Origin of the sequence: Mycobacterium sp., assembly GCF_035499775.1 — a bacterium.
Lineage (GTDB): Bacteria > Actinomycetota > Actinomycetes > Mycobacteriales > Mycobacteriaceae > Mycobacterium.
In genome coordinates, this window is sequence record NZ_DATJYB010000381.1 from 1 (window position 1) to 18,648 (window position 18,648).

Below are 18,648 nucleotides of genomic sequence, written 5' to 3' on the forward strand. Positions count from 1 at the left end.
CACCTTTACCGGGATCTGTTGGGGTGGCTCTCTTTTAGAGCACACCGCGACCAAAGTCCGGTCGTCGTCGAAGGTTTCGCGACTGAAGTCGACGGCGTGGGCGAACTCGATAAGCGACGGCGCGCCGGGTTGATCGAATACTTCGCGCAGCAGGTTGCCCACCCCACCTTGTCCGGTCCCGAGCGGATCGCCGATTCCGTCGGTGCCGATCAACAGCACCTCGTTGTTGGCGATCTCGACCACCACGGGTGCGACCTCGGTGGGCACCCGCGGCAGGCCCACCACCGCCGAGGACGCAATCCCGGAGGCGGACAACGACTTTCCGCCCAGGATCTGCACGAACTGCCCCGCGGACAGCACCCAGGCACCCGAGTCACCCACACCCACCAGGAAGGCGCGCAGGGTTGCGGGACCGGTGGGCTCGATCACCGCACACACCAGGGTCGTCGCGAGTTGCTCCTCAGCGCGCCGCGGGTCCGGTGCCTCAAGTTCCAGCAGGGTTTGGGTTCGTTCGATCAGCGCCCACGCCGTGCTTTTGAGCAGGGCCATCCAGTCGATGTCGGCGGTGTCGCCGTTAAGGTGGCAGTGCAGCCATTCGGCTGCCTGCCTGGTGGCGGTGGCGGCCCCGATATGCGATTGCGGAGCCTGCGAAACACCGTCGGCGACAAGGACAATCACCCGCCCGTCGGGCAGGCGATGGGCCACGAAATCGTCTTGGCGCGGCGCGCCGTTGTAGCGGTGCAAATGCCCGCGCTGCGACACCCCACGCAGCGTCACAACATCGGTGGACCACCCGTCGATGACCACATCGGGATGAAACGGCAGCGAACGGTAATTCGGGCCGATCGCGGCGGGTTCAGTTGGCGGGGAAGGTGATCCCACGATGATCTGCGGGACAGCGGTGCTACCGACGACCTGGGCAACACCCGACGCGCCGGACACCCCGAGGCTGGTCCTGACTGCGATCAACCCGTCTGGGGTTGGCGGTGGCTCGACCGCGGGCAAATTCAGCGGACCGGTCGGGCTGTCATCGTCGTCGGGCCTCCCGTGTTTTCGACTGCGCCACCCGGCCATCAACGCCTGCCCCTAGACCACGTCCACGGCCAAGGTGAATCCTTCTGGTCTCTCAAATTGCAACTCGGCACTGCCGGTGGCCAACGCCTGCCCAGAACTGATCACCGACTGCGTCAGCGAGGTCAGGAACTCCGAGATCGCGGCGCCGGTGTCCACACCACGGGCGGCGACGAATGCGAAGTGGGGTTTGGTCGCCAACTCCGCCACGGTCGCCGCGTCGGCATCCCCGATGCCGAAAGCAAGGATATTCGGCGCCGCCGGCCGCGCTAACAAGTTCGCCCGCACCGACCGCCAATCCTCGTGTCCGTTCGGCAGACCATCCGTCAAGAAAAACACCGCCGGGCGGTGCACCGTATATCCCTGCGCCTTCAGACCAGGAATGTCGACCCCGATCCGGTACGCGAGCTGATCAAACGCCGACGCATACGACGTCATGCCCTGGGCAGTCAGCACCGGCATCCCCTGGAGTAAGCGCAAATCAGCGGGCTCTAGATAGGTGAACGCCGTGTCGGAAAACCCGATCACCGAGAACCGCACCTTCGCCGCGGCAAATGACTCACGTTGCAACGCATCATGCAACGACGCCAAGCCCTCATTCAGCTCACCGATGTTGCGGCCCATCGAACCCGACTCGTCAGCAACAAAATAGACCGGAAGGACCGAGCCCCTGGGCTCCGCTTCATGACCGGCGTTGAGAGGGCTCATCATCGTTGGGGCGGCCGCGGCCGCGGTCGGGGCCGGCGCGCCTGTGTGCCATGCCTGGCCATCCCAATACATTTGGCCCGGCTGGCCGGTGGGGTCCGGGTACCAGCCAGCTGGCGGTAGTTGACTCGTCATGTTCGTTCTCTCTGCGGGTTCGTTGCTACTACCGTTCGTTACGCGCAATCATGGCAAGGTTGATGCGGAAACCTTGGAGGATCTCAACGGATTCTAGGCGGATTCTCGCGCCGTTCGATAGTGGCGGGATAGCTACGGCACGACGACGACGAGCCGCCCAAGCCGTCCTTGCGGACCGATGCGGTGCGGACAATAATGACCCGCGAACATCACCGATGTTGGACGCCCGCGCTATTTTTCGTTGACCGTTTTAACGGGTGCAGTTCGGCGAACCGGGAGGATCTCTGTGACGACACCCGACGAGCCGGGCTGGTACGACGACCCACTCGACTCGAAGGCACAGCGTTACTGGGACGGTCAAGATTGGACGCCGCACCGCCAGCGAAAGCCGGTCTCGCGACCCGCACCCCAGTCCATCCCGCCCACAGTGCCCACTGCGCCGACAGTGCCCACAGCGCCGACACCGCAGCAGCGGCCGGGACTGTCGCCGTCGCCGACGCAGCCGGGGCGGACGCTCCCACCCACCCAAGTGCCCCCGGCTACGTCGCCGTCCCCGCCTCCGGCCCCACCGGATCAACAGCCGAACCGATCACCGTCGGGTCGAGCCGCGGCCGGCCGCTCGTCGCGAGTGTTCCGGACACCGATCTTGATCGCGGCGATCATCGCGGTGTTAGCCATAGCCGGCGCGTTGGTGTACAGGTTCGTCTTGACAGGCAGCCACGGAGCCAACGGCACCGGTAGTCCCAGCACTAACCAGCCCGCCACGACGCCGGGCGCGCCGACGTCGGCGCAAACCACGCAACCGGCACCGACGTCGGCGCAAACCACGCAATCCACTTCGCCGGTGGGGTCACCCATGGTGCTGCCGTTCACCGGCCTCGAGCACCCCGTCGGGGTGGCGGTGGATAGCGAGGGGACGGTCTACGTCATCGACTCGGGCAGCGGTCGGGTGCTGAAACTGGCGGCGGGCTCAAGCAACTCGGCCGAGCTGCCGTTCAACGGTCTGGGCAGCCCCACCGGTGTGGCGGTGGATGCCGCAGGCGCCCTCTACGTCACCATCTCGGGAAACAATCGGGTGCTGAAATTGGTGGCGAACTCCGACAACACGACCGAGTTCCCCTTCGCCGGGCTCAATCGCCCCCACGGCGTGGCGGTGGACAGCAACGGGATCGTCTACATCACCGATGGGTCCAATCGGGTACTGAAAATGGCGCCCGACTCCTCCACCCAGACCGTGTTGCCGTTCAGCGGCCTCAACAAACCCACCGGTATAGCAGTGGACCGCGCCGGCAACCTTTACGTCGCCGACAGCGGCAACAATCGGGTACTGAAAATCACGCCAGATTCCTCCACCCAGACCGTGCTGCCGTTCACGGGCCTCAACAAACCGGACGGCGTGGCAGTAGACCGCGCCGGCAACCTTTACGTCAGCGACACCAACAACAACCGGGTGCTCAAGCTGGCGGCAGGATCGAGCAGCGCAACCGCGCTGCCGTTCGGCGACCTCAAGCGCCCCTCCGGCGTGGCCGTGGACAGCGCCGGGAACCCCTACGTCACCGACTCGAGCAATAACCGGGTAGTGAAACTGGGGGCGGGATGAGGCCGGGATGCGGCTGAGCACATCGGGCCGCGCCGACGGCCGCACCACGAATCCGTGAAGATGGCTGTATGCCAACTGCACTCATCACCGGCGCCGGTGGCGGCATCGGCTCAGCCATCGCCACGGCATTGGCGCCGACGCACACCCTGTTATTGGCCGGTCGGCCCTCTGACCGGCTCGATGCCGTCGCGGATCGGCTCGACGCCACAACCTTTCCGCTGGACCTGACCGACCACGACGCGATCGAGGCGAGCTGCGAAATCGTGGACGAACTCGACGTGCTGGTGCACAACGCGGGCGTTTCCTTCACCGGCGGGGTCGCCGAGTCAAGCGTCGACGAGTGGCGCGCCACCTTCGATGTCAATGTCTTTGGGGCGGTGGCCCTTACACTTGCGTTGCTGCCGGCGCTGCGCCAGGCCGGCGGTCAGGTGGTGTTCATCAACTCGGGGTCAGGGCTCAACGTTTCGCCGGGTATGGCCTCCTATTCAGCCAGCAAGTTTGCGCTGCGGGCGTTCGCCGACTCGCTGCGCAACGACGAGCCGGAACTGCGGGTGACCAGCATATATCCGGGCCGGACCGACACCGACATGCAGCGTGACCTGGTGGAGTTCGAGGGCGGCGAGTACGACCCGGCGAAGTTTTTGCGGCCCGAGACGGTCGCGGCGGCGGTCGCCAACGCGGTGGCGACCCCGCCCGATGGTCATCTCCGCGACGTGGTGCTCCGCCCGCGCCGCATTTAGACGACCAGATTCACCAGGCGGCCGGGGACCACAATCACCTTGCGCGGGGTGGCACCCGCCAGGAACGCCTGCACCTTCTCGTCATCCAGCGCGGCGGCTTTCAGCGTGTCGGCGTCCGCGTCCGCGGCCACCACCACCCGGCCACGCACCTTGCCGTTCACCTGCACCGGGTATTCGACGGTGTCGTCGACGAGGTAGGCGGGATCGGCCTGAGGGAACGGGCCGTGCGCCAGTGAGGTGGTGTGCCCCAGTCGCAGCCACATCTCCTCCGCCAGGTGCGGGGCAAGTGGCGCCAACATCAGCACCAGCGGCTCGGCCGCCGCACGCGGCACCGCGTCGCGGTGTTCTTTGGTCAAGTGGTTGGTGTACTCGATCAGCTTGGCAGCCGCGGTGTTATTACGCAGTGCCGCATAGTCTTCGGCTACTCCGGCGATAGTGCGGTGCAGGACCCGCAGCGTGTCGGTGGCCAGTTGTGCACCGTCGATCACCCTCGTTTCGCCGGTGTTCTCGTCGACCACCAACCGCCATACCCGCTGCAGAAAGCGCTGCGCGCCGACGACGTCCTTGGTCGCCCACGGACGGGAAGCCTCCAATGGTCCCATCGACATCTCGTAGACCCGCAGGGTGTCCGCCCCGTATTCGTCGCAGATTTCGTCGGGTGATATCGAATTCTTGAGGCTCTTACCGATTTTCCCGAACTCCTGAAAGACTTCGATCTCTCCGTCGGGCCCCGGGTAGACAAAGCCGTCGCCGCGCTCGACCACCTCGTCTGCCGGTACATAAGACCCGCGAGCGTCGGTGTAGGCGAAGGCCTGAATCATGCCCTGGTTGACCAGCCTGCGGCAGGGCTCCCGAGAACTGACCTGCCCGAGGTCATAGAGGACCTTGTGCCAAAACCTGAAATACAGCAGGTGCAGCACCGCGTGTTCGGAACCCCCGACGTACAAGTCGACGCCGCCGGGATCACCGGGACCGTGCTCTGCCGGCCGCGGCCCCATCCAATAAGCTTCGTTTTCCTTGGCGCAGAAGCGTTCTGAGTTGCGCGGGTCGGTGTAGCGCAGTTCGTACCAGGAGCTGGCGGCCCACTGCGGCATGACGTTGGTGTCGCGAGTGTAGGGCTTCAGGCCGTCGCCCAGGTCCAGTTCTACGTGCACCCATTCGGTCGCCTTGGCCAGCGGCGGCGACGGCTCGCTGTCGGCGTCGTCAGGGTCGAACAAGACCGGCGAATAGTCCTGCACATCGGGCAGTTCGACCGGCAGCGCTGCCTCGTCGAGCGCGTGCGGACGTCCGTCGCTGTCGTAGACGATCGGGAAAGGCTCACCCCAGTAGCGTTGCCGCGCGAAAAGCCAGTCCCGCAGCTTGAATTCGATGCGAGCCTGGCCCCGACCTTCGGATTCCAAGCGTGCGGTGATGGCCTCCTTGGCCGCCGCCACGCTCATGCCGTCGAGATAACCCGAGTTCACCAGCAGGCCGTCACCGGAATGAGCGGCCTCCGAAATATCACCTCCGGCAATGACTTCAACGATCGGCAGACCTAGTTCGCGGGCGAAGTCCCAGTCCCGCTGGTCGTGGCCGGGCACCGCCATGATCGCGCCGGTGCCATATCCGGCCAACACGTAGTCGGCGATGAAGATCGGTACCGGCTTGCCGTTGGCCGGGTTGGTCGCGTAACTGCCCAAGAAGACTCCGCTCTTCTCTCGGCTCACCTGCCGCTCGAGATCTGACTTCGCCGCGATGGCCCGGCGGTAGGCGGCGACGGCCTCTTTCGGTGTGGCGGCACCGTATGTCCACAACGGGTCAACCCCGTCCGGCCAGGCGCCGACCACCAGATCGTCGACCAGGTCGTGCTCGGGGGCCAGCACCAGGTAGGTCGCGCCGAACAGGGTGTCGGGGCGGGTGGTGAACACATCGATGTCGAGCACCCGGCCGTCAGTGCCGGCCGCCGAGAACAGCGCTTTCGCGCCGGTGGAGCGGCCGATCCAGTTGCGCTGCATGGTGACGATCTGATCGGGCCAATCCAGCAGGTCGAGGTCGTCGAGCAGTCGGTCCGCGTAGGCGGTGATACGCATCATCCATTGCCGCAACCGCTTCCGGAATACCGGGAAGTTGCCGCGGTCGCTGCGGCCGTCGGCGGTGACCTCTTCGTCGGCCAGCACCGTGCCCAGGCCCGGACACCAGTTGACCATCGAGTCCGACTGGTAGACCAGTCGCCAGCCGTCGATCACGTCGGCCCGCTCCCCCGCCGACAGCGTCGCCCAGTCTCTGCCGTCTTCGAGACCGCGTGCACCGGAATCGAATTCGGAGATCAGCTGCGAGATCGGCCGAGCCTTGTTGGCCGCGATGTCAAACCAGGCGTTGTAGATCTGCAGGAAGATCCACTGCGTCCACTTGTAATACTCCACGTCGGTGGTGGAAAAACTTCGTCGGCTGTCGTGGCCCAGTCCCAGACGACCCAACTGACGCCGATAGTTGACGATGTTGGCCTCGGTGCGGATGCGTGGGTGGGTGCCGGTTTGCACCGCGTATTGTTCGGCGGGCAGGCCGAATGAGTCGAACCCCAAGGCGTGCAGCACATTACGGCCGAGCATCCGGAAGTACCGGGCGTAGACGTCGGTGGCGATGTAGCCCAGCAGATGTCCGACGTGCAATCCGTCACCCGATGGATAGGGGAACATGTCCTGCACGAACAGCTTGTCCTCGGGCACGGGCGAACCGTCCGCCGGAGCCAGCGAGCCGACCGGGTTGGGCACAATGAACGTCCCGAGCCTGGCCCAATTGTCCTGCCAAGTGTCTTCTATACGACGCGCCAGCTCCGCGTTGTATCGGTGTCGCGGCGTGTCGGGCGCGGCGGTCGGGGATTCGGTCACCTGAACAGGGTATAAGGGCGACGCGCCCGGACTTGCCGGCCACAGGTTGATATCGGTTGCGTAGCGCACCGATCAGAGCTTCATCCCAGCTCGATTTCGAGCCTGTTCACCGTGTTTGAACACTAGTTACAGTCGGCCAAACGACGGGTTTTTGAGCCCGGGTAGGAAGGATCAACGCAGATGTTTCAGGTCGCACGGACATGGCAGGCGGTCACGGGTGGACTGGCTGCCGGCGCGATCGGTGTCACCGCCTTCGCCGGTGCCACCGCGTCCGCGGCTCCTTTGCAGCCGGCACCCCCACCTATCCCCGGCATCGCGGCGCCGGCACCACAAGGCGGCGCGGGCGTCCCCGGCAACACCAACCGGGTCGTCGCGACTCCGCCGGGGTCCAACCCGGCCGCATCACCCATTCCGTCGGCCGCCCCGGCACCCGCCGCGGTGGCTCCGATGCCGGCCACGGTGCCCGCGCCGGTCACTGGAACGCTCCGCGACTACCTCCAGTCCAAGGGCGTCAAGCTCGAAGTGCAGAAGCCTCAGACGTTCAAGGGCCTCGACATCACGCTGCCGGTACCCACCCGCTGGACTCAGGTTCCCGACCCCAATGTGCCCGACGCGTTCGCAGTGATCGCCGACCGGCTCGGCAACAGCCTATACACGTCGAACGCCCAGCTGGTGGTGTATCGGCTGGTCGGTGACTTCGACCCCAGAGAGGCGATCACGCACGGCTTCGCCGACAGCCAGCAACTGATGGCGTGGCAAACCACCAACGCCTCGCAGGCTGACTTCATGGGCTTCCCCTCGTCGATCATCGAGGGCGCCTACCGGCAAAACGACATGATGCTCAACACCTCGCGGCGCCATGTCATCGCTACGTCCGGCAAGGATAAATACCTGGTCACGCTGACTGTGACTACCGCCTTTTCGCAGGCGGTTGCCGACGGGCCGTCCACCGACGCCATCATCAACGGGTTCCGCGTGACGGCACCGGGAACCCCGCCACCGGCGGTGCCCACCCAAGCGCCCGCTGCTGCGCCGGCCGCGGCTCCAGCACCCGGTGTGGCGGCAGCCGGAGTTCCGGCGCCCGGTGTAGCCGGCGTTCCAGCACCGGTGCCCGGCCTAGCCCCGGCCGGCGTTCCAGCACCGGTGCCCGGCCTAGCCCCGGCCGGTGTTCCAGCACCAGCGCCCGGCCAGTCGCTCACCCCGCAGCCGACGCCCAGCCTGCTGGCCCTGTTGCCCGGACTGCCGCCCCTGCCGAACTTGCACCTCAACCTGCTGGGAACCCCGCCACGCTAGCCCGTCTGGCGTTACGCCTTGCGCCGAACGTGTAACCGTTGCGAAAAATCGTGTTCAAAATCGCAGTGGGTGCACGCTCGACGAGAGGCCCTCCCGGCGAAGCGGGGAGCCCGGCAAGCGGATCGGCGGCCGGACTCGTATTGTGAGCCCATGCTGATCGCGGGTGTGCTGTGCGTGTGTGCGGCGGTGGTATCCGCCAGCTTCGGAACCTGGTCGCTTTCTCACACCCCCGCCGTCGACACCACCCAGGCGGCGCTGCGTGCCATGGCGCCGACACAATTGGCGGCTGCGGTAATGCTGGCGGCCGGCGGTGTGGTGGCCCTCGCGGCGGCACCGCACACCGCGCTGATGCTGGTGATCGTCTGCGCCGCGGGCGCTTTCGGCACGCTGGCTGCCGGGTCCCTGCAGAGCGCACGCTTTGTGCTGCGCCGGCAGCCTTCCAACTTCGAGCCGGCCGACTGCGCCGGCAATTGCGCGGTGTGCACGCTGTCCTGCCACTGAAGACGATGCTTCGAACGTCGTGCTGAAGCGGCTGTCGACCGGCCCGGTCGACCTGTTTCTGGTGGCGCTGGTGGCGACGGTGGCCCTCGCCGCCCTCCTCCCGGCCCACGGCACGGCCGCCCGGCACGTGTCCCTGGCCGCTAAAGCCGCGATCGCGTTGTTGTTCTTCCTCTACGGTGCCCGGTTGTCGCCGCAGCAGGCCTGGCATGGCCTGCGTCAGTGGCGGCTGCACTTGCTGGTGCTGGCCACCACGTTCGTGATCTTCCCGGTGCTCGGGCTGGCCGCGCGGGCGTTGGTGCCCTCGGTATTGACCATCGACCTGTACAACGGGGTGCTGTTTCTGTGCCTGGTCCCGTCCACTGTGCAGTCCTCGATCGCGTTCACCTCGATCGCCCGCGGACACGTCTCCGCCGCCATCGTCAGCGCGTCGCTGTCCAACATCCTCGGCGTGGTGCTGACGCCGCTACTGGTGGTGCTGCTGATGAACACCAGCGGCGCGCCCCGCGTCGACGCCACCGCGATCCGCGACATCGTGTTGCAGTTGCTGCTGCCGTTCGCGGCGGGGCAGCTGGCGCGGCCGTGGATCGCCGCGCCGGTCGCCCGGCATGCCGCACTGCTCAAGGTCGTCGACCGCGGATCCATCCTGCTGGTCGTCTATACGGCCTTCTCGATGGGCGTGGTCCAGGGAATCTGGGGGAGTGTCGACCCGTGGCAGCTGGTCTCGGTGACGATCGTGGCCACCGTGCTGCTCGCAATCGTGCTGGTCTGCACCTGGGTCACCGGCCGGCTCGCCCAGCTGGACCGCGGTGACGCGATCGTCCTGTTGTTCTGCGGTTCCAAAAAGAGCCTGGCCTCCGGCCTTCCGATGGCGCTCGTTCTTTTCCCCGCCGCCACAGTCGGTTTGAGCATGTTGCCGCTGATGATCTTCCATCAGATCCAGCTGGTCGTCTGCTCGGTGATCGCCAGCAGGCTTGGCCGCCAAGCGGGCCCGGGCTCGCCGAACGTGGGGGACAGGGACGAAAAGTGACGTGCATATCCCGCACGTTCGACGGACGCACACTCGCGTCGAGAAGTCTTAGGCTTAGTTTCTGCTGACGTCGATCGGGTGGGTGGCCAGCAGCGAAAGCGGCAGCGGCTGGCGCCGCAGGACCTGCCCCCACAGGTCTGATCTCGGGCCGACCAGAACGTCGGATGGCAAGGCGGACAACACAATCCAGTCGTCACGCTCGATTTCGCCTTCGAGCTGCCCAATGGTCCAGCCAGAGTACCCCGCGTAGATTCGCACCCCCTCCACCAACGGCGCGATCAGGTCGGGTTCAGCATCCAGGTCGACCATCACCATCCGGCCGGCAACATGCCGCAAACCCGGTACACCGTTTGGCTCGGCACCGATCCGCAGCACCGCCAGACACAGCGCCGCGTCGCGCTTCACCGGCCCACCGATGAACATCGTCTTCGGCTTGGCTGCAAGTTTGGCCCACTGCGGCAAGACGTTATAGACCGCGGTCTCGCTGGACCGGTTGAGCACCACGCCCAACGTGCCGCCATCGTTGTGCTCGACGATGTAGATCACGCTGCGCCGAAATGTCGGCTCCAGAAGGTCGGTGTTGGCCAGCAGCAACGTACCGGCCCGCACCCGTTGCGCGGCGGGTGCGACATAGTCCTCGGGGTCCTCGGGCTGCGGCACCACTCCATAATGGCACCCCGGACAGCATCGTCGGGGTAAACAAGCGTGGCCGATCAATATTTGTAGTGTTGTTGAGGCGGCGGGAAAGGTGAACCTGGCGTGGCCCCGATCGTTGGAAGTGGGTTCTGTGGATCAACCCCGGATGCAGGGGAGCGCACCCGTCGACATTTGGCGGTCCGTGCGCAGCATGCCCGACTTCTGGCGACTGCTGCAGGTGCGCATGGCAAGTCAATTCGGCGATGGCCTGTTCTCGGCGGGGATGGCCGGAGCGCTGCTGTTCAACCCGGATCGGGCCGCCGACCCGATGGCCATCGCGCGCGCCTTCATCGTGCTGTTTCTGCCTTACTCACTGCTGGGACCGTTCGCCGGCGCGCTGATGGACCGCTGGGATCGACGTCTGGTGCTGGTGGGTGCCACCGGCGCGCGGCTGGTGCTGGTCGCCGCGATCGGCACGATTCTGGCCATCCGGGCCGGGGAGGTGCCGCTGCTTTGTTTGGCGCTGCTGGCCAACGGTTTGGCCCGCTTCGTCACGTCCGGATTGGCGGCCTCGTTGCCCCACGTGGTTCCGCGCGAACGGGTCGTCACGATGAACTCGGTGGCCACGGCGGCGGGCGCGGTCGCCGCGTTTCTGGGCGCCAACTTCATGCTGTTGCCCCGCTGGCTCGCCGGCGACGGCGACAAAGGCTCCTCGGCGGTGATTTTCATCGTCGCGATTCCGCTGTTGATCGCGCTGCTGCTGTCGTGGCGATTCGGCCCCCGGGTACTCGGCCCCGACGACACGCGGCGCGCGATCCACGGATCTGCCGTCTACGCGGTGCTCACCGGCTGGGTACACGGCGCGCGCACGGTGGCGCAACGCCCGACGGTCGGTGCCACCCTGTCCGCGCTGGCCGCGCACCGGATGACGGTCGGCATCAACTCGCTGGTTCTCCTATTACTCGTCCACCACCTGAAATCGCCTGCGGCCGGAGGGTTCGGCACCGCGCTGATCTTCTTCGCCGCGGCGGGCCTGGGCGCCTTCGCGGCCACGGCGCTCACTCCGTTCATGGTGCGACGGTGGGGCCGCTACGCCACGGCCAACTGTGCGCTGGCCGCGGCGGTGGTCATCCAGATCGCCGGCGCCGGGCTGGTGATACCGATCATGGTGGGATGCGGCCTCCTCCTCGGCGTAGCCGGCCAAATGATCAAGCTGTGCGCCGACTCGGCGATCCAGATCGATGTCGACGACGCCCTTCGCGGACACGTCTTCGCCATGCAGGACGCGCTGTTCTGGGTCGCATTCATCATCTCGATAACCATCGCCGCGACCTTGATTCCCGACGACGGGCACGCGCCTGGGTTCGCGCTATTCGGGGCGGGCATCTATGTCGTCGGGCTCGTCGTGCACAGCATCCTCGGACGTCGTGAGCAGCCCTCGGATGCAGCCGACAATCCTTACAGGAGGCAATGATGGCGGGTCCAGCACCGATCGTGGCCGACCTACGCGCCGAAAGCGACGACCTCGACGCACTGGTCGCGCCCCTGCCGGCGGAGCGATGGGCAGATCCGACGCCTTCGCCGGGATGGAGCATCGCGCACCAGATCGCGCACCTGTTCTGGACGGATCGGGTGTCGTTGACCTCGATCACCGACGAGGCGGGGTTCGCCGAGGTACTGGCCGCCGCAACAGTCGATCCCGCCGGATTCGTCGACGCGGGTGCCGAGGAGCTGGCGGCCATGGCGCCGGGCGAGCTGCTCGCCGACTGGCGGGTCACTCGCGCACGGCTGTACGACGCGCTGCTGACTGTTCCCGACGGGCGCAAGCTGCCGTGGTTCGGGCCTCCGATGAGCGCCGCCTCGATGGCCACAGCGCGGTTGATGGAGACCTGGGCACACGGCCTGGACGTCGCCGATGCTCTCGGCGTCGACCGCCCTGCCACCGAGCGGTTGCGCTCCATCGCACATCTCGGAGTGCGCACCCGCGACTACGCCTTCTTCGTGAACAATTTGGCACCCCCGACCGACCCGTTCCTGGTCGAGCTGCGGGGACCCGGCGGCGACACCTGGTCCTGGGGTCCGCCCGATGCGGCGCAGCGCGTCACCGGTTCCGCGCTGGATTTCTGCTTCCTGGTCACTCAGCGGCGCGCGTTGGACACCCTAGACATCACGGCGGTGGGGACGGACGCTCAGCGCTGGCTGGAGATAGCTCAAGCCTTCGCGGGGCCTCCCGGCCCGGGGCGCTGAGCGCGCCCGGTCGATGAGCGCGCCCGGCGCGCGAAGAGACGCCTACTGGGGGATTTTCGCCGCGATGGCGTTGGCGATGTCGACGCCGCGGTTGCCGATGTTGAATCCGTTGGCCGCCACGTCGATAAGGACGTTGTTGCGGGCCGCCAATACCCGTTGACAACCCACGGAGCTGCGCGCTTGGGCGGTGAACGTCATCACCAGACTGCCGTCGGGGGTGGTCAGCGGGCCGAACGTCCACCGTGTCGGGGTTTCGCCGGGGTTCGTCAGCGTGAAGCTTCGCCCCGAGCACGCCGACCACTGCCGGCGTTGATCGGCAAGCGCCCGTTGGGCCGCATCGGCGGAGGGAAACGCCAGCACCGCCTGCGCCGCACCGTTGGGCCCGGTCGGGTTGGTCAGGATCTGAATCAGCGATCCGATCGATCCGGCGCGGCCTAACGCCCCCAGGTCAGCCGGAGAATACGGGCCGGTGCAGTCCTTTTCAGAGATCGCGGGGGTGTTGTCGGTGAGTCCATGACTGGAAGAGCTGGAAACAGTCATCGAGGGGACGCCGAATACGGCGGCGATTTGTTCGGTGGTCAGCAGGAATCCCGGTAGCGCCGTGGCCAGTGCCGGCGGTGCCGGACCAGCAGCGGTGGTGGTGGCCGCCGAGCTCGAAGGTGACACCGCTGCGGTCGATGCCGGTGGCGCCGCGGTGGGTCGTGAATGTCCCCGCGCGACGACTGTTACCACGCTGGCGGCTATGGCCGCGAGCACCAGGACGGCGGCGGCCAGCGCTGCGATCGTGCGTCGGCGCCGCCGGGGGGCCGGTGGCGGCCAGGGTGGCAAGGCCGGGCCAACCTGGTAGCCAGGTGGCGTCGGCAACATAGCTGGGCGTGTCTGGCCGTGATGCCCCCAGTGCGGGGTCGGGCCACCGAGTGCGGCGTCGTTGAGGGCCTCGGCGGCGGCGACCGCGAACTGGCGCGCCGATGCAAACCGTTGGGCGGGATCTTTGGCCATCGCGGTCGCGATCACCCAATCCATCCGCAGTGACAATCCCGCCACCTGATCGGTCACGGTGGGAGGCGGCGCTTGCAGGTGCGCGGCCACCAGCGCGGCGATCCCGTCTGCCGATGCGAACGGTGCCTTACCCGTGAGCATCCGAAACAGGCTGCATCCCAAGGAGTACAGGTCGGCCCGAGCGTCAACCGGCCCGCCGGCCAGCGACTCGGGTGCCGCATAGGGCAGTGTCACGATTCCCGAGCCGGTGTGTGTCGATCCCACATCGCTGAGCGCGCGGGCAATCCCGAAGTCCGCCAACAAAACCCGCTCGTCAGGCCCGACCGGCCCCGACAGCAGGAAGTTCGCCGGCTTGACGTCGCGGTGCACCACCCCGAGCTGGTGGGCATAGTCGAGCGCCTTGGCGACCTGGCCCAGGATGTACACCGCACGTGCGGGCGTCATGGCCCCCGATCGCATCGCCTTGTCGGCATCGGTGCCGTCGACGAATTGCATGGCGATCCACAGCTGACCTTCGTCGGTTTGCCCACGGTTGTAGACGGACACGATGTTGGGATGATCCAGTCGAGCGGCGATATCCGCCTCTTGGTTGAAGCGGGCGCGGAATGCGGGATTACCGGACAGTTGCGGATTGAGCACCTTCAGCGCGTCATACCGCGGAAGGCTCGGGTGGACGGCCAGATAGACCGTGCCCATGCCGCCGGACCCCAGTACCCGCTCGATGCGGTAGCCCGCCACCATCGACCCGGCGCCCAGCGTGCTCATCGTCATCCCACATTAATAATTAATCGCCGGCCCGCATCCCTCCCGTTGCCCGCGACAGCGCTGCAGCTACTGCGGGATTTTCGCGGCGATCGCCTTGAGCAGATCGACGCCTTTCTTGTCGAGGTTGAAAGAGCACGAGCCGACGTCGACGATCACGTTGTTGCGCGCGGTCAGTGCACGCTGACAACCCATATAGCTTTTGCCTTCTCGGGACGTTGTCAGCACCAGAATGCCGTCGGGGGTAGTCAGCGGGCTGAAGGCCCATTGGTGCGGTGACTCGTTGGGAAGGGTCAGCGTGAAGGTTCGCCCAGCACATGCCGACCACTTTTGGTGTTGATCGGCGAGCGCCTTCTGGGCGGCAGCAGCGGTGTGGAAGCCAATGACGGCTTGCTGGACGGCGTCGGCACCGGCGGGATTCTTGATGAACTGAAGCTGCGCACCGATCGCTCCGGAGTTGGCGTAGCTCGCCCGGTCAGCGGGTTGGTAGGGCCCGGTGCAGTCTTTCTCCGAGATATAGGACGAGACGTCGGCAAATGAGTCCGCGGATGACTCCACGACTTGCATTGTGGGCACGCCGATCATCGTGGCGATCTGTTCCGCGGGCAGCAAAAACCCGCTCAGCGCCGAGGTGGGTACCGGTGCCGCCGGGCCGCCCGCCGGGGCGGACGTCGTCGCGCTGGACGGCAGGCTGCCGGACGCCGGCGTGCTCGATGCGGGTGGGAACGCGCTGTGTTGTGGATGCGATTCCGTAGCCAGCATCACCGCGGTCGTTGCTGCGGCGACAACAGTGATGACAGCCGCCGCGGCCGCAATGCGGCGGCGAGGTCGCCGCGGATTCGGCGGCGGGGGTAGCGACGGGTAGCGGGGCGGCGCCGACGGAGCCATCGTGGTGCGAGCCCCGCCCGGCTGCCACCACCCGGGTCCGTTCGTATCCGTCGGTCGCGAGTAGGAACCGAGGTCCGGACTCGGACTCGATTGCCATGGGGCAGTCAGGGAGCCCGACGGGACGCTGGGTGCACCGAGTGCGTCCGCGGCGGCTGCCGCGAGTTCACGACACGAGGAGAAGCGGCGGGCGGGATCCTTGGCCATCGCGGTCGCGATCACCGCGTCCATGCGCGGCGATAGCCCCGGGGCCCACTCACTGACCCGCGGGGGCGGAGCTTGCAAGTGCGCGGCCACCACGGCCGCCATGCCTTCGGCCCACGCGAACGGCGCCTTACCGGTCAGCATGCGAAACAGCGAGCATCCCAACGAATACAGATCCGCCCGACCGTCGAACGGCTGGCCGCTGAGCACCTCCGGCGCCGCGTACGACAGTGTCGCCATCACCGAACCGGTGACCGTCAACCCCGCATCACCGAGCGCCCGGGCAATCCCGAAGTCCCCCAACAAGACCCGCTCGTCAGGCCCGACGGGTCCGGACAGCAGGAAGTTCGCCGGCTTGACGTCGCGGTGTACGACTCCGCACTGACCGGCGTATTCCAGCGCCTTGGCAACCTCGCCGACGATGTACACCGCGCGCGCCGGGTTCATGGTGCCCGCATGCAATGCCTGGTCGGCGTCGGTACCGTCGACGAACTGCATCGCAATCCACAGCTGGCCCTCGTCGGATTGCCCACGGTCATAGATCGACACGATGTTGGGATGGTCGAGGCGAGCGGCCATATCAGCTTCCCGGACGAACCGGGCGCGAAAATCTGGATCCCCCGACAGCTCGCCGCTGAGCACCTTCAACGCGTCGGAGCGGGGGAGACTCGGGTGAGCGGCCAGATAGACGACGCCCATACCGCCGGCGCCCAGCACCCGTTCGATCCGGTACCCCGCCAACACCGACCCGGCGCTGAGCATCTCCTAGGCCGCGCCATCGCTGAGCTGAGCTGGCACGGCAATCACCTGTCCAGTATGCGGCCGTCGCATGCGGCGTCAGCGCGCGTCGTGCGGGTGACCGGCAACGACAACGCGGGCGCGCGTCACGGCGTCCTTGTCGGACTCACCGCCGCTGCCCCGCGCCAACATTCCCGCCGGCGTCATCGGCATCGGAGCGCCGCCCATCCCTGCCGAGGTGGTGGGGCTGCGTACTTCGGCGGCATTGAGCACACCGGCGCGCAGGCCGACCGGCCGCCCGCCGTTCTCCGGCTCGAAACTGCTGGTGGGCCTGGTGTAGCTGGTCAATCCGGCGCCGGGGAAGGCACCCAGCCCGCTTGCCCCACCGGCCGACGCGCCGCCCAGACCACCCGCGGTACCGCCCACTGCCAGCACCGGCTCGGCGACCGCCGCAGCCGCATTCGGCGACGCGGCCGCGGGGAACATGCCGGCCATGGACTGCAGCATGGACTGCGGCAGGCTGCCAAAACCTTGCAGCGCCTGCATCGGCGCCTGGACCATCCCCTTGAGTGGTTCGGTCACGCTTGACACCATCGACATCGGTTGCTGCATAAGCGAACTCAGCTGGCCGCCGGCATCGGCGGGCGCGGCCGCCGCCTGCCCTGCCGTATGGCCGACCTGGCCCGAAACCTGCATTGCGTCGCCCATCCCGGTTTGTCCGGCGGCTTGCCCGACCGCTGCCGCGGCCGCAGCCGGGGTGGCCGGCGACGCGCCCATCGGTGCAGCGGGTGGGGGAATGCCCAGTGCGGCGATCAGCGCGTGCGTGGTGCCCGAATATGTCCAGCCGATGCGCGAATTGTGCGGCCAGTGGACGCCGAAGTACTCGGTATCACGTTCGACGATGCCCGGGGTGTTCTGACCGAAAAAGTTGGTGGCGTTCAGCACGACCCATTCGTCCCGGTTGGTCTGGGAGACCACCGACGGGATGACCGTGGACTGCGCGATGACGAAGGCCTCCACGGCCGCTTGGGTGACGTTGATCTTGTGCGCGGTCCAGCCGACCAGTGTCTGCAGTCCCGCGTTGAGGCCGGTCGCCGCAACCATCGAGGCGATCGCGCCCAGACCCTGCCACTGCGCGGCCGTGGCAATCGTGTTGACTGCCGAAAGACCCATCGACAGTTCCTTGTTCGCGGTCTCAGTGACCCACACCAGATTGTTGGCTAGCACCGACGCCGCGCTGCCTGCCTCGAAGATCAGCGCGATCAGCTCGGGGGGACCTGTCCACCTGGGGTCGGGCATGCTGTCCTCTTAGAGCAGGCCCGCGTTGATCGTTTCGACGGCGGTCGTGGTGACAGAAGCTATGCCTTGCGCACCCGCGAAGCCGGCCCGCTGCCCGACATGCTCGGTCGAGGTGGCCAGGTACGCAGCCCCGGCGGCGTTCAGCGCGGCCGCGAACTCGACGGAGTCGGCGTCGGCAGCCATCGGCAGTACGCCGGTAAGCGCCGCCGCCCCAGCCGCGGTAGTGGCCGCCATCTCCTCGCTGATCCCGGCCTCGGCGGCGGCCGACAAATCGACGGCACCCGGAATCATGCTGAACAAGCCACCCATGTGTCTATCTCCCTTGCTTGGCCCGAAGTTGTCTGAGTTTATGGACGGTCACGCAAGCTGTCGAGTCAGCTATTCCGGCGCTCCTACCAGCACTCCTTCGATCGCGCCGTCGGTCGTGACGAGCAGGCCCCGGCCCGCCGGCAATTGCTGCGCGCTGACCCGGCCGAAGACCTTCACGGCCGCGGGGTCGTTGTCCATGAACAGCGTCGGCGCTCGCGAACTGGTCATCTTCTGCAGGAATGGGTTCGTCACCGACACGCCCGCCCAGTTCCCGGGCAACCGCGAGGCGAGCACGTGCAGGCCGATCTCTCGGCTGCGGTCGAGCAATCCCCACAACGGAGCCGTCGCCGCGTTCTTGCCGATCACACCGTGCGGCCGCAACTCGTGCTCGTCGTCGATCAGCAGGAAGTGGTGCGCGCCCTGCCATGCGGTGCGGTTCAGCAGTTCTTCTTGGCTCAGTCCGGACGGCGGCAGGCGGTCGCGCATGATCTGCGCCAATCCTTCGATCACCGCGTCGATGTCGTCCTGGGTGTAGGCGTAGGCGCGCACGTGCGGACCTCGGATCTTGCCGATGAGCGACGTCTTGGGATCGATGATGCTGATCTGCGCCTGCTCGGGGGTGAAGCGGCT

16 protein-coding genes and 3 pseudogenes are annotated in these 18,648 nt (G+C 66.9%); 8 read left to right on the plus strand and 11 right to left on the minus strand.

The window, feature by feature from the left end:
* The 3 genes and pseudogenes from VML93_RS23475 to VML93_RS23485 all read right to left on the minus strand — a co-directional run.
* Positions 1-969, minus strand: a 969-nt coding sequence (locus tag VML93_RS23475) for a protein phosphatase 2C domain-containing protein (RefSeq protein WP_325614680.1), incomplete at its 3' end; no start/stop codon positions are given.
* Between the two features lie 117 nt (positions 970-1,086).
* Complete coding sequence (locus tag VML93_RS23480) at positions 1,087-1,695, minus strand: hypothetical protein (protein ID WP_325614695.1); 609 nt, start codon at positions 1,693-1,695, stop codon at positions 1,087-1,089.
* Between the two features lie 108 nt (positions 1,696-1,803).
* A pseudogene (locus tag VML93_RS23485) lies at positions 1,804-1,911 on the minus strand (DUF2510 domain-containing protein); the annotation flags it as partial.
* 286 nt (positions 1,912-2,197) lie between these two features.
* Between VML93_RS23485 and VML93_RS38685 the strand changes: the two are divergent.
* Positions 2,198-2,302: pseudogene (locus VML93_RS38685) on the plus strand (DUF2510 domain-containing protein); the annotation flags it as partial.
* A gap of 182 nt (positions 2,303-2,484) precedes the next feature.
* Here VML93_RS38685 and VML93_RS23490 read toward each other — a convergent pair.
* Positions 2,485-2,769, minus strand: coding sequence for a hypothetical protein (locus VML93_RS23490; RefSeq protein ID WP_325614681.1), 285 nt, complete (start codon positions 2,767-2,769; stop codon positions 2,485-2,487).
* On the opposite strand from VML93_RS23490, the gene VML93_RS23495 reads away from it, so the two are divergent.
* Both VML93_RS23495 and VML93_RS23500 read left to right on the plus strand, forming a co-directional pair.
* Positions 2,756-3,511 (plus strand): NHL repeat-containing protein, encoded by a 756-nt coding sequence (locus tag VML93_RS23495; RefSeq protein WP_325614682.1) that lies wholly within the window; start codon positions 2,756-2,758, stop codon positions 3,509-3,511. The two genes, VML93_RS23490 and VML93_RS23495, sit on opposite strands and share 14 nt — an antisense overlap.
* A 68-nt stretch (positions 3,512-3,579) precedes the next feature.
* Entirely contained in the window at positions 3,580-4,251 is a 672-nt protein-coding gene (locus VML93_RS23500; RefSeq protein WP_325614683.1) for an SDR family oxidoreductase, read from the plus strand.
* On the opposite strand, the gene leuS is transcribed toward VML93_RS23500, so the two are convergent.
* A complete protein-coding gene (leuS, locus tag VML93_RS23505) occupies positions 4,248-7,118 on the minus strand; it encodes a leucine--tRNA ligase (protein WP_325614684.1) in 2,871 nt (956 codons plus the stop codon). The genes VML93_RS23500 and leuS overlap by 4 nt on opposite strands.
* Positions 7,119-7,298: 180 nt before the next feature.
* On the opposite strand from leuS, the gene VML93_RS23510 reads away from it, so the two are divergent.
* From VML93_RS23510 to VML93_RS23520, 3 genes are all read left to right on the plus strand, one after another.
* Complete coding sequence (locus tag VML93_RS23510) at positions 7,299-8,411, plus strand: LpqN/LpqT family lipoprotein (protein ID WP_325614685.1); 1,113 nt, start codon at positions 7,299-7,301, stop codon at positions 8,409-8,411.
* Between the two features lie 150 nt (positions 8,412-8,561).
* On the plus strand, positions 8,562-8,912 hold the full coding sequence (locus VML93_RS23515; protein ID WP_325614686.1) for a hypothetical protein: 351 nt from the start codon (positions 8,562-8,564) through the stop codon (positions 8,910-8,912).
* A 22-nt stretch (positions 8,913-8,934) separates the two neighbouring features.
* Positions 8,935-9,939, plus strand: coding sequence for a bile acid:sodium symporter family protein (locus VML93_RS23520; protein WP_325614694.1), 1,005 nt, complete (start codon positions 8,935-8,937; stop codon positions 9,937-9,939).
* A 54-nt stretch (positions 9,940-9,993) separates the two neighbouring features.
* Here VML93_RS23520 and VML93_RS23525 read toward each other — a convergent pair whose 3' ends face one another.
* Positions 9,994-10,602 (minus strand): YqgE/AlgH family protein, encoded by a 609-nt coding sequence (locus VML93_RS23525; RefSeq protein WP_325614687.1) that lies wholly within the window; start codon positions 10,600-10,602, stop codon positions 9,994-9,996.
* A gap of 139 nt (positions 10,603-10,741) precedes the next feature.
* Here VML93_RS23525 and VML93_RS23530 point away from each other — a divergent pair, with 139 nt between their 5' ends.
* Both VML93_RS23530 and VML93_RS23535 read left to right on the plus strand, forming a co-directional pair.
* The gene (locus VML93_RS23530; protein WP_325614688.1) at positions 10,742-12,049 is read left to right on the plus strand and encodes an MFS transporter; all 1,308 of its coding nucleotides are present in this window, start codon (positions 10,742-10,744) and stop codon (positions 12,047-12,049) included.
* Positions 12,049-12,822 carry a TIGR03084 family metal-binding protein gene (locus tag VML93_RS23535; protein ID WP_325614689.1) on the plus strand — a complete coding sequence of 258 codons (774 nt, stop codon included), beginning with the start codon at positions 12,049-12,051 and terminating at the stop codon, positions 12,820-12,822. Before VML93_RS23530 ends, VML93_RS23535 begins: the two co-directional genes overlap by 1 nt.
* Before the next feature lie 42 nt (positions 12,823-12,864).
* Here the strand turns inward: VML93_RS23535 and VML93_RS23540 are convergent, their stop codons facing one another.
* The 5 genes and pseudogenes from VML93_RS23540 to VML93_RS23560 form a co-directional block, all read right to left on the minus strand.
* Complete coding sequence (locus tag VML93_RS23540; protein WP_325614690.1) at positions 12,865-14,592, minus strand: serine/threonine-protein kinase PknH/PknJ; 1,728 nt, start codon at positions 14,590-14,592, stop codon at positions 12,865-12,867.
* Positions 14,593-14,652: 60 nt separating this feature from the next.
* On the minus strand, positions 14,653-16,434 hold the full coding sequence (locus tag VML93_RS23545) for a serine/threonine-protein kinase PknH/PknJ (protein WP_325614691.1): 1,782 nt from the start codon (positions 16,432-16,434) through the stop codon (positions 14,653-14,655).
* A 75-nt stretch (positions 16,435-16,509) separates the two neighbouring features.
* Positions 16,510-17,709: a PPE domain-containing protein gene (locus VML93_RS23550; RefSeq protein ID WP_325614692.1), complete on the minus strand. Its 1,200-nt coding sequence runs from the start codon at positions 17,707-17,709 to the stop codon at positions 16,510-16,512.
* A gap of 9 nt (positions 17,710-17,718) precedes the next feature.
* Positions 17,719-18,018, minus strand: a complete 300-nt coding sequence (locus tag VML93_RS23555) for a PE domain-containing protein (RefSeq protein ID WP_325614693.1) — start codon at positions 18,016-18,018, stop codon at positions 17,719-17,721.
* Between the two features lie 69 nt (positions 18,019-18,087).
* A pseudogene (locus VML93_RS23560) lies at positions 18,088-18,648 on the minus strand (type VII secretion protein EccC); the annotation flags it as partial.

Coding starts and splice junctions, on each gene's coding strand:
- VML93_RS23480 (WP_325614695.1), bottom strand. CDS start 1,695: ATGGGCCGCAACATCGGTGAGCTGAATGAGGGCTTGGCGTCGTTGCAT.
- VML93_RS23490 (WP_325614681.1), bottom strand. CDS start 2,769: ATGGGTGACCCCACCGGCGAAGTGGATTGCGTGGTTTGCGCCGACGTC.
- VML93_RS23500 (WP_325614683.1), top strand. CDS start 3,580: ATGCCAACTGCACTCATCACCGGCGCCGGTGGCGGCATCGGCTCAGCC.
- VML93_RS23510 (WP_325614685.1), top strand. CDS start 7,299: ATGTTTCAGGTCGCACGGACATGGCAGGCGGTCACGGGTGGACTGGCT.
- VML93_RS23515 (WP_325614686.1), top strand. CDS start 8,562: ATGCTGATCGCGGGTGTGCTGTGCGTGTGTGCGGCGGTGGTATCCGCC.
- VML93_RS23530 (WP_325614688.1), top strand. CDS start 10,742: ATGCAGGGGAGCGCACCCGTCGACATTTGGCGGTCCGTGCGCAGCATG.
- VML93_RS23535 (WP_325614689.1), top strand. CDS start 12,049: ATGGCGGGTCCAGCACCGATCGTGGCCGACCTACGCGCCGAAAGCGAC.
- VML93_RS23540 (WP_325614690.1), bottom strand. CDS start 14,592: ATGACGATGAGCACGCTGGGCGCCGGGTCGATGGTGGCGGGCTACCGC.
- VML93_RS23545 (WP_325614691.1), bottom strand. CDS start 16,434: ATGCTCAGCGCCGGGTCGGTGTTGGCGGGGTACCGGATCGAACGGGTG.
- VML93_RS23550 (WP_325614692.1), bottom strand. CDS start 17,709: ATGCCCGACCCCAGGTGGACAGGTCCCCCCGAGCTGATCGCGCTGATC.
- VML93_RS23555 (WP_325614693.1), bottom strand. CDS start 18,018: ATGGGTGGCTTGTTCAGCATGATTCCGGGTGCCGTCGATTTGTCGGCC.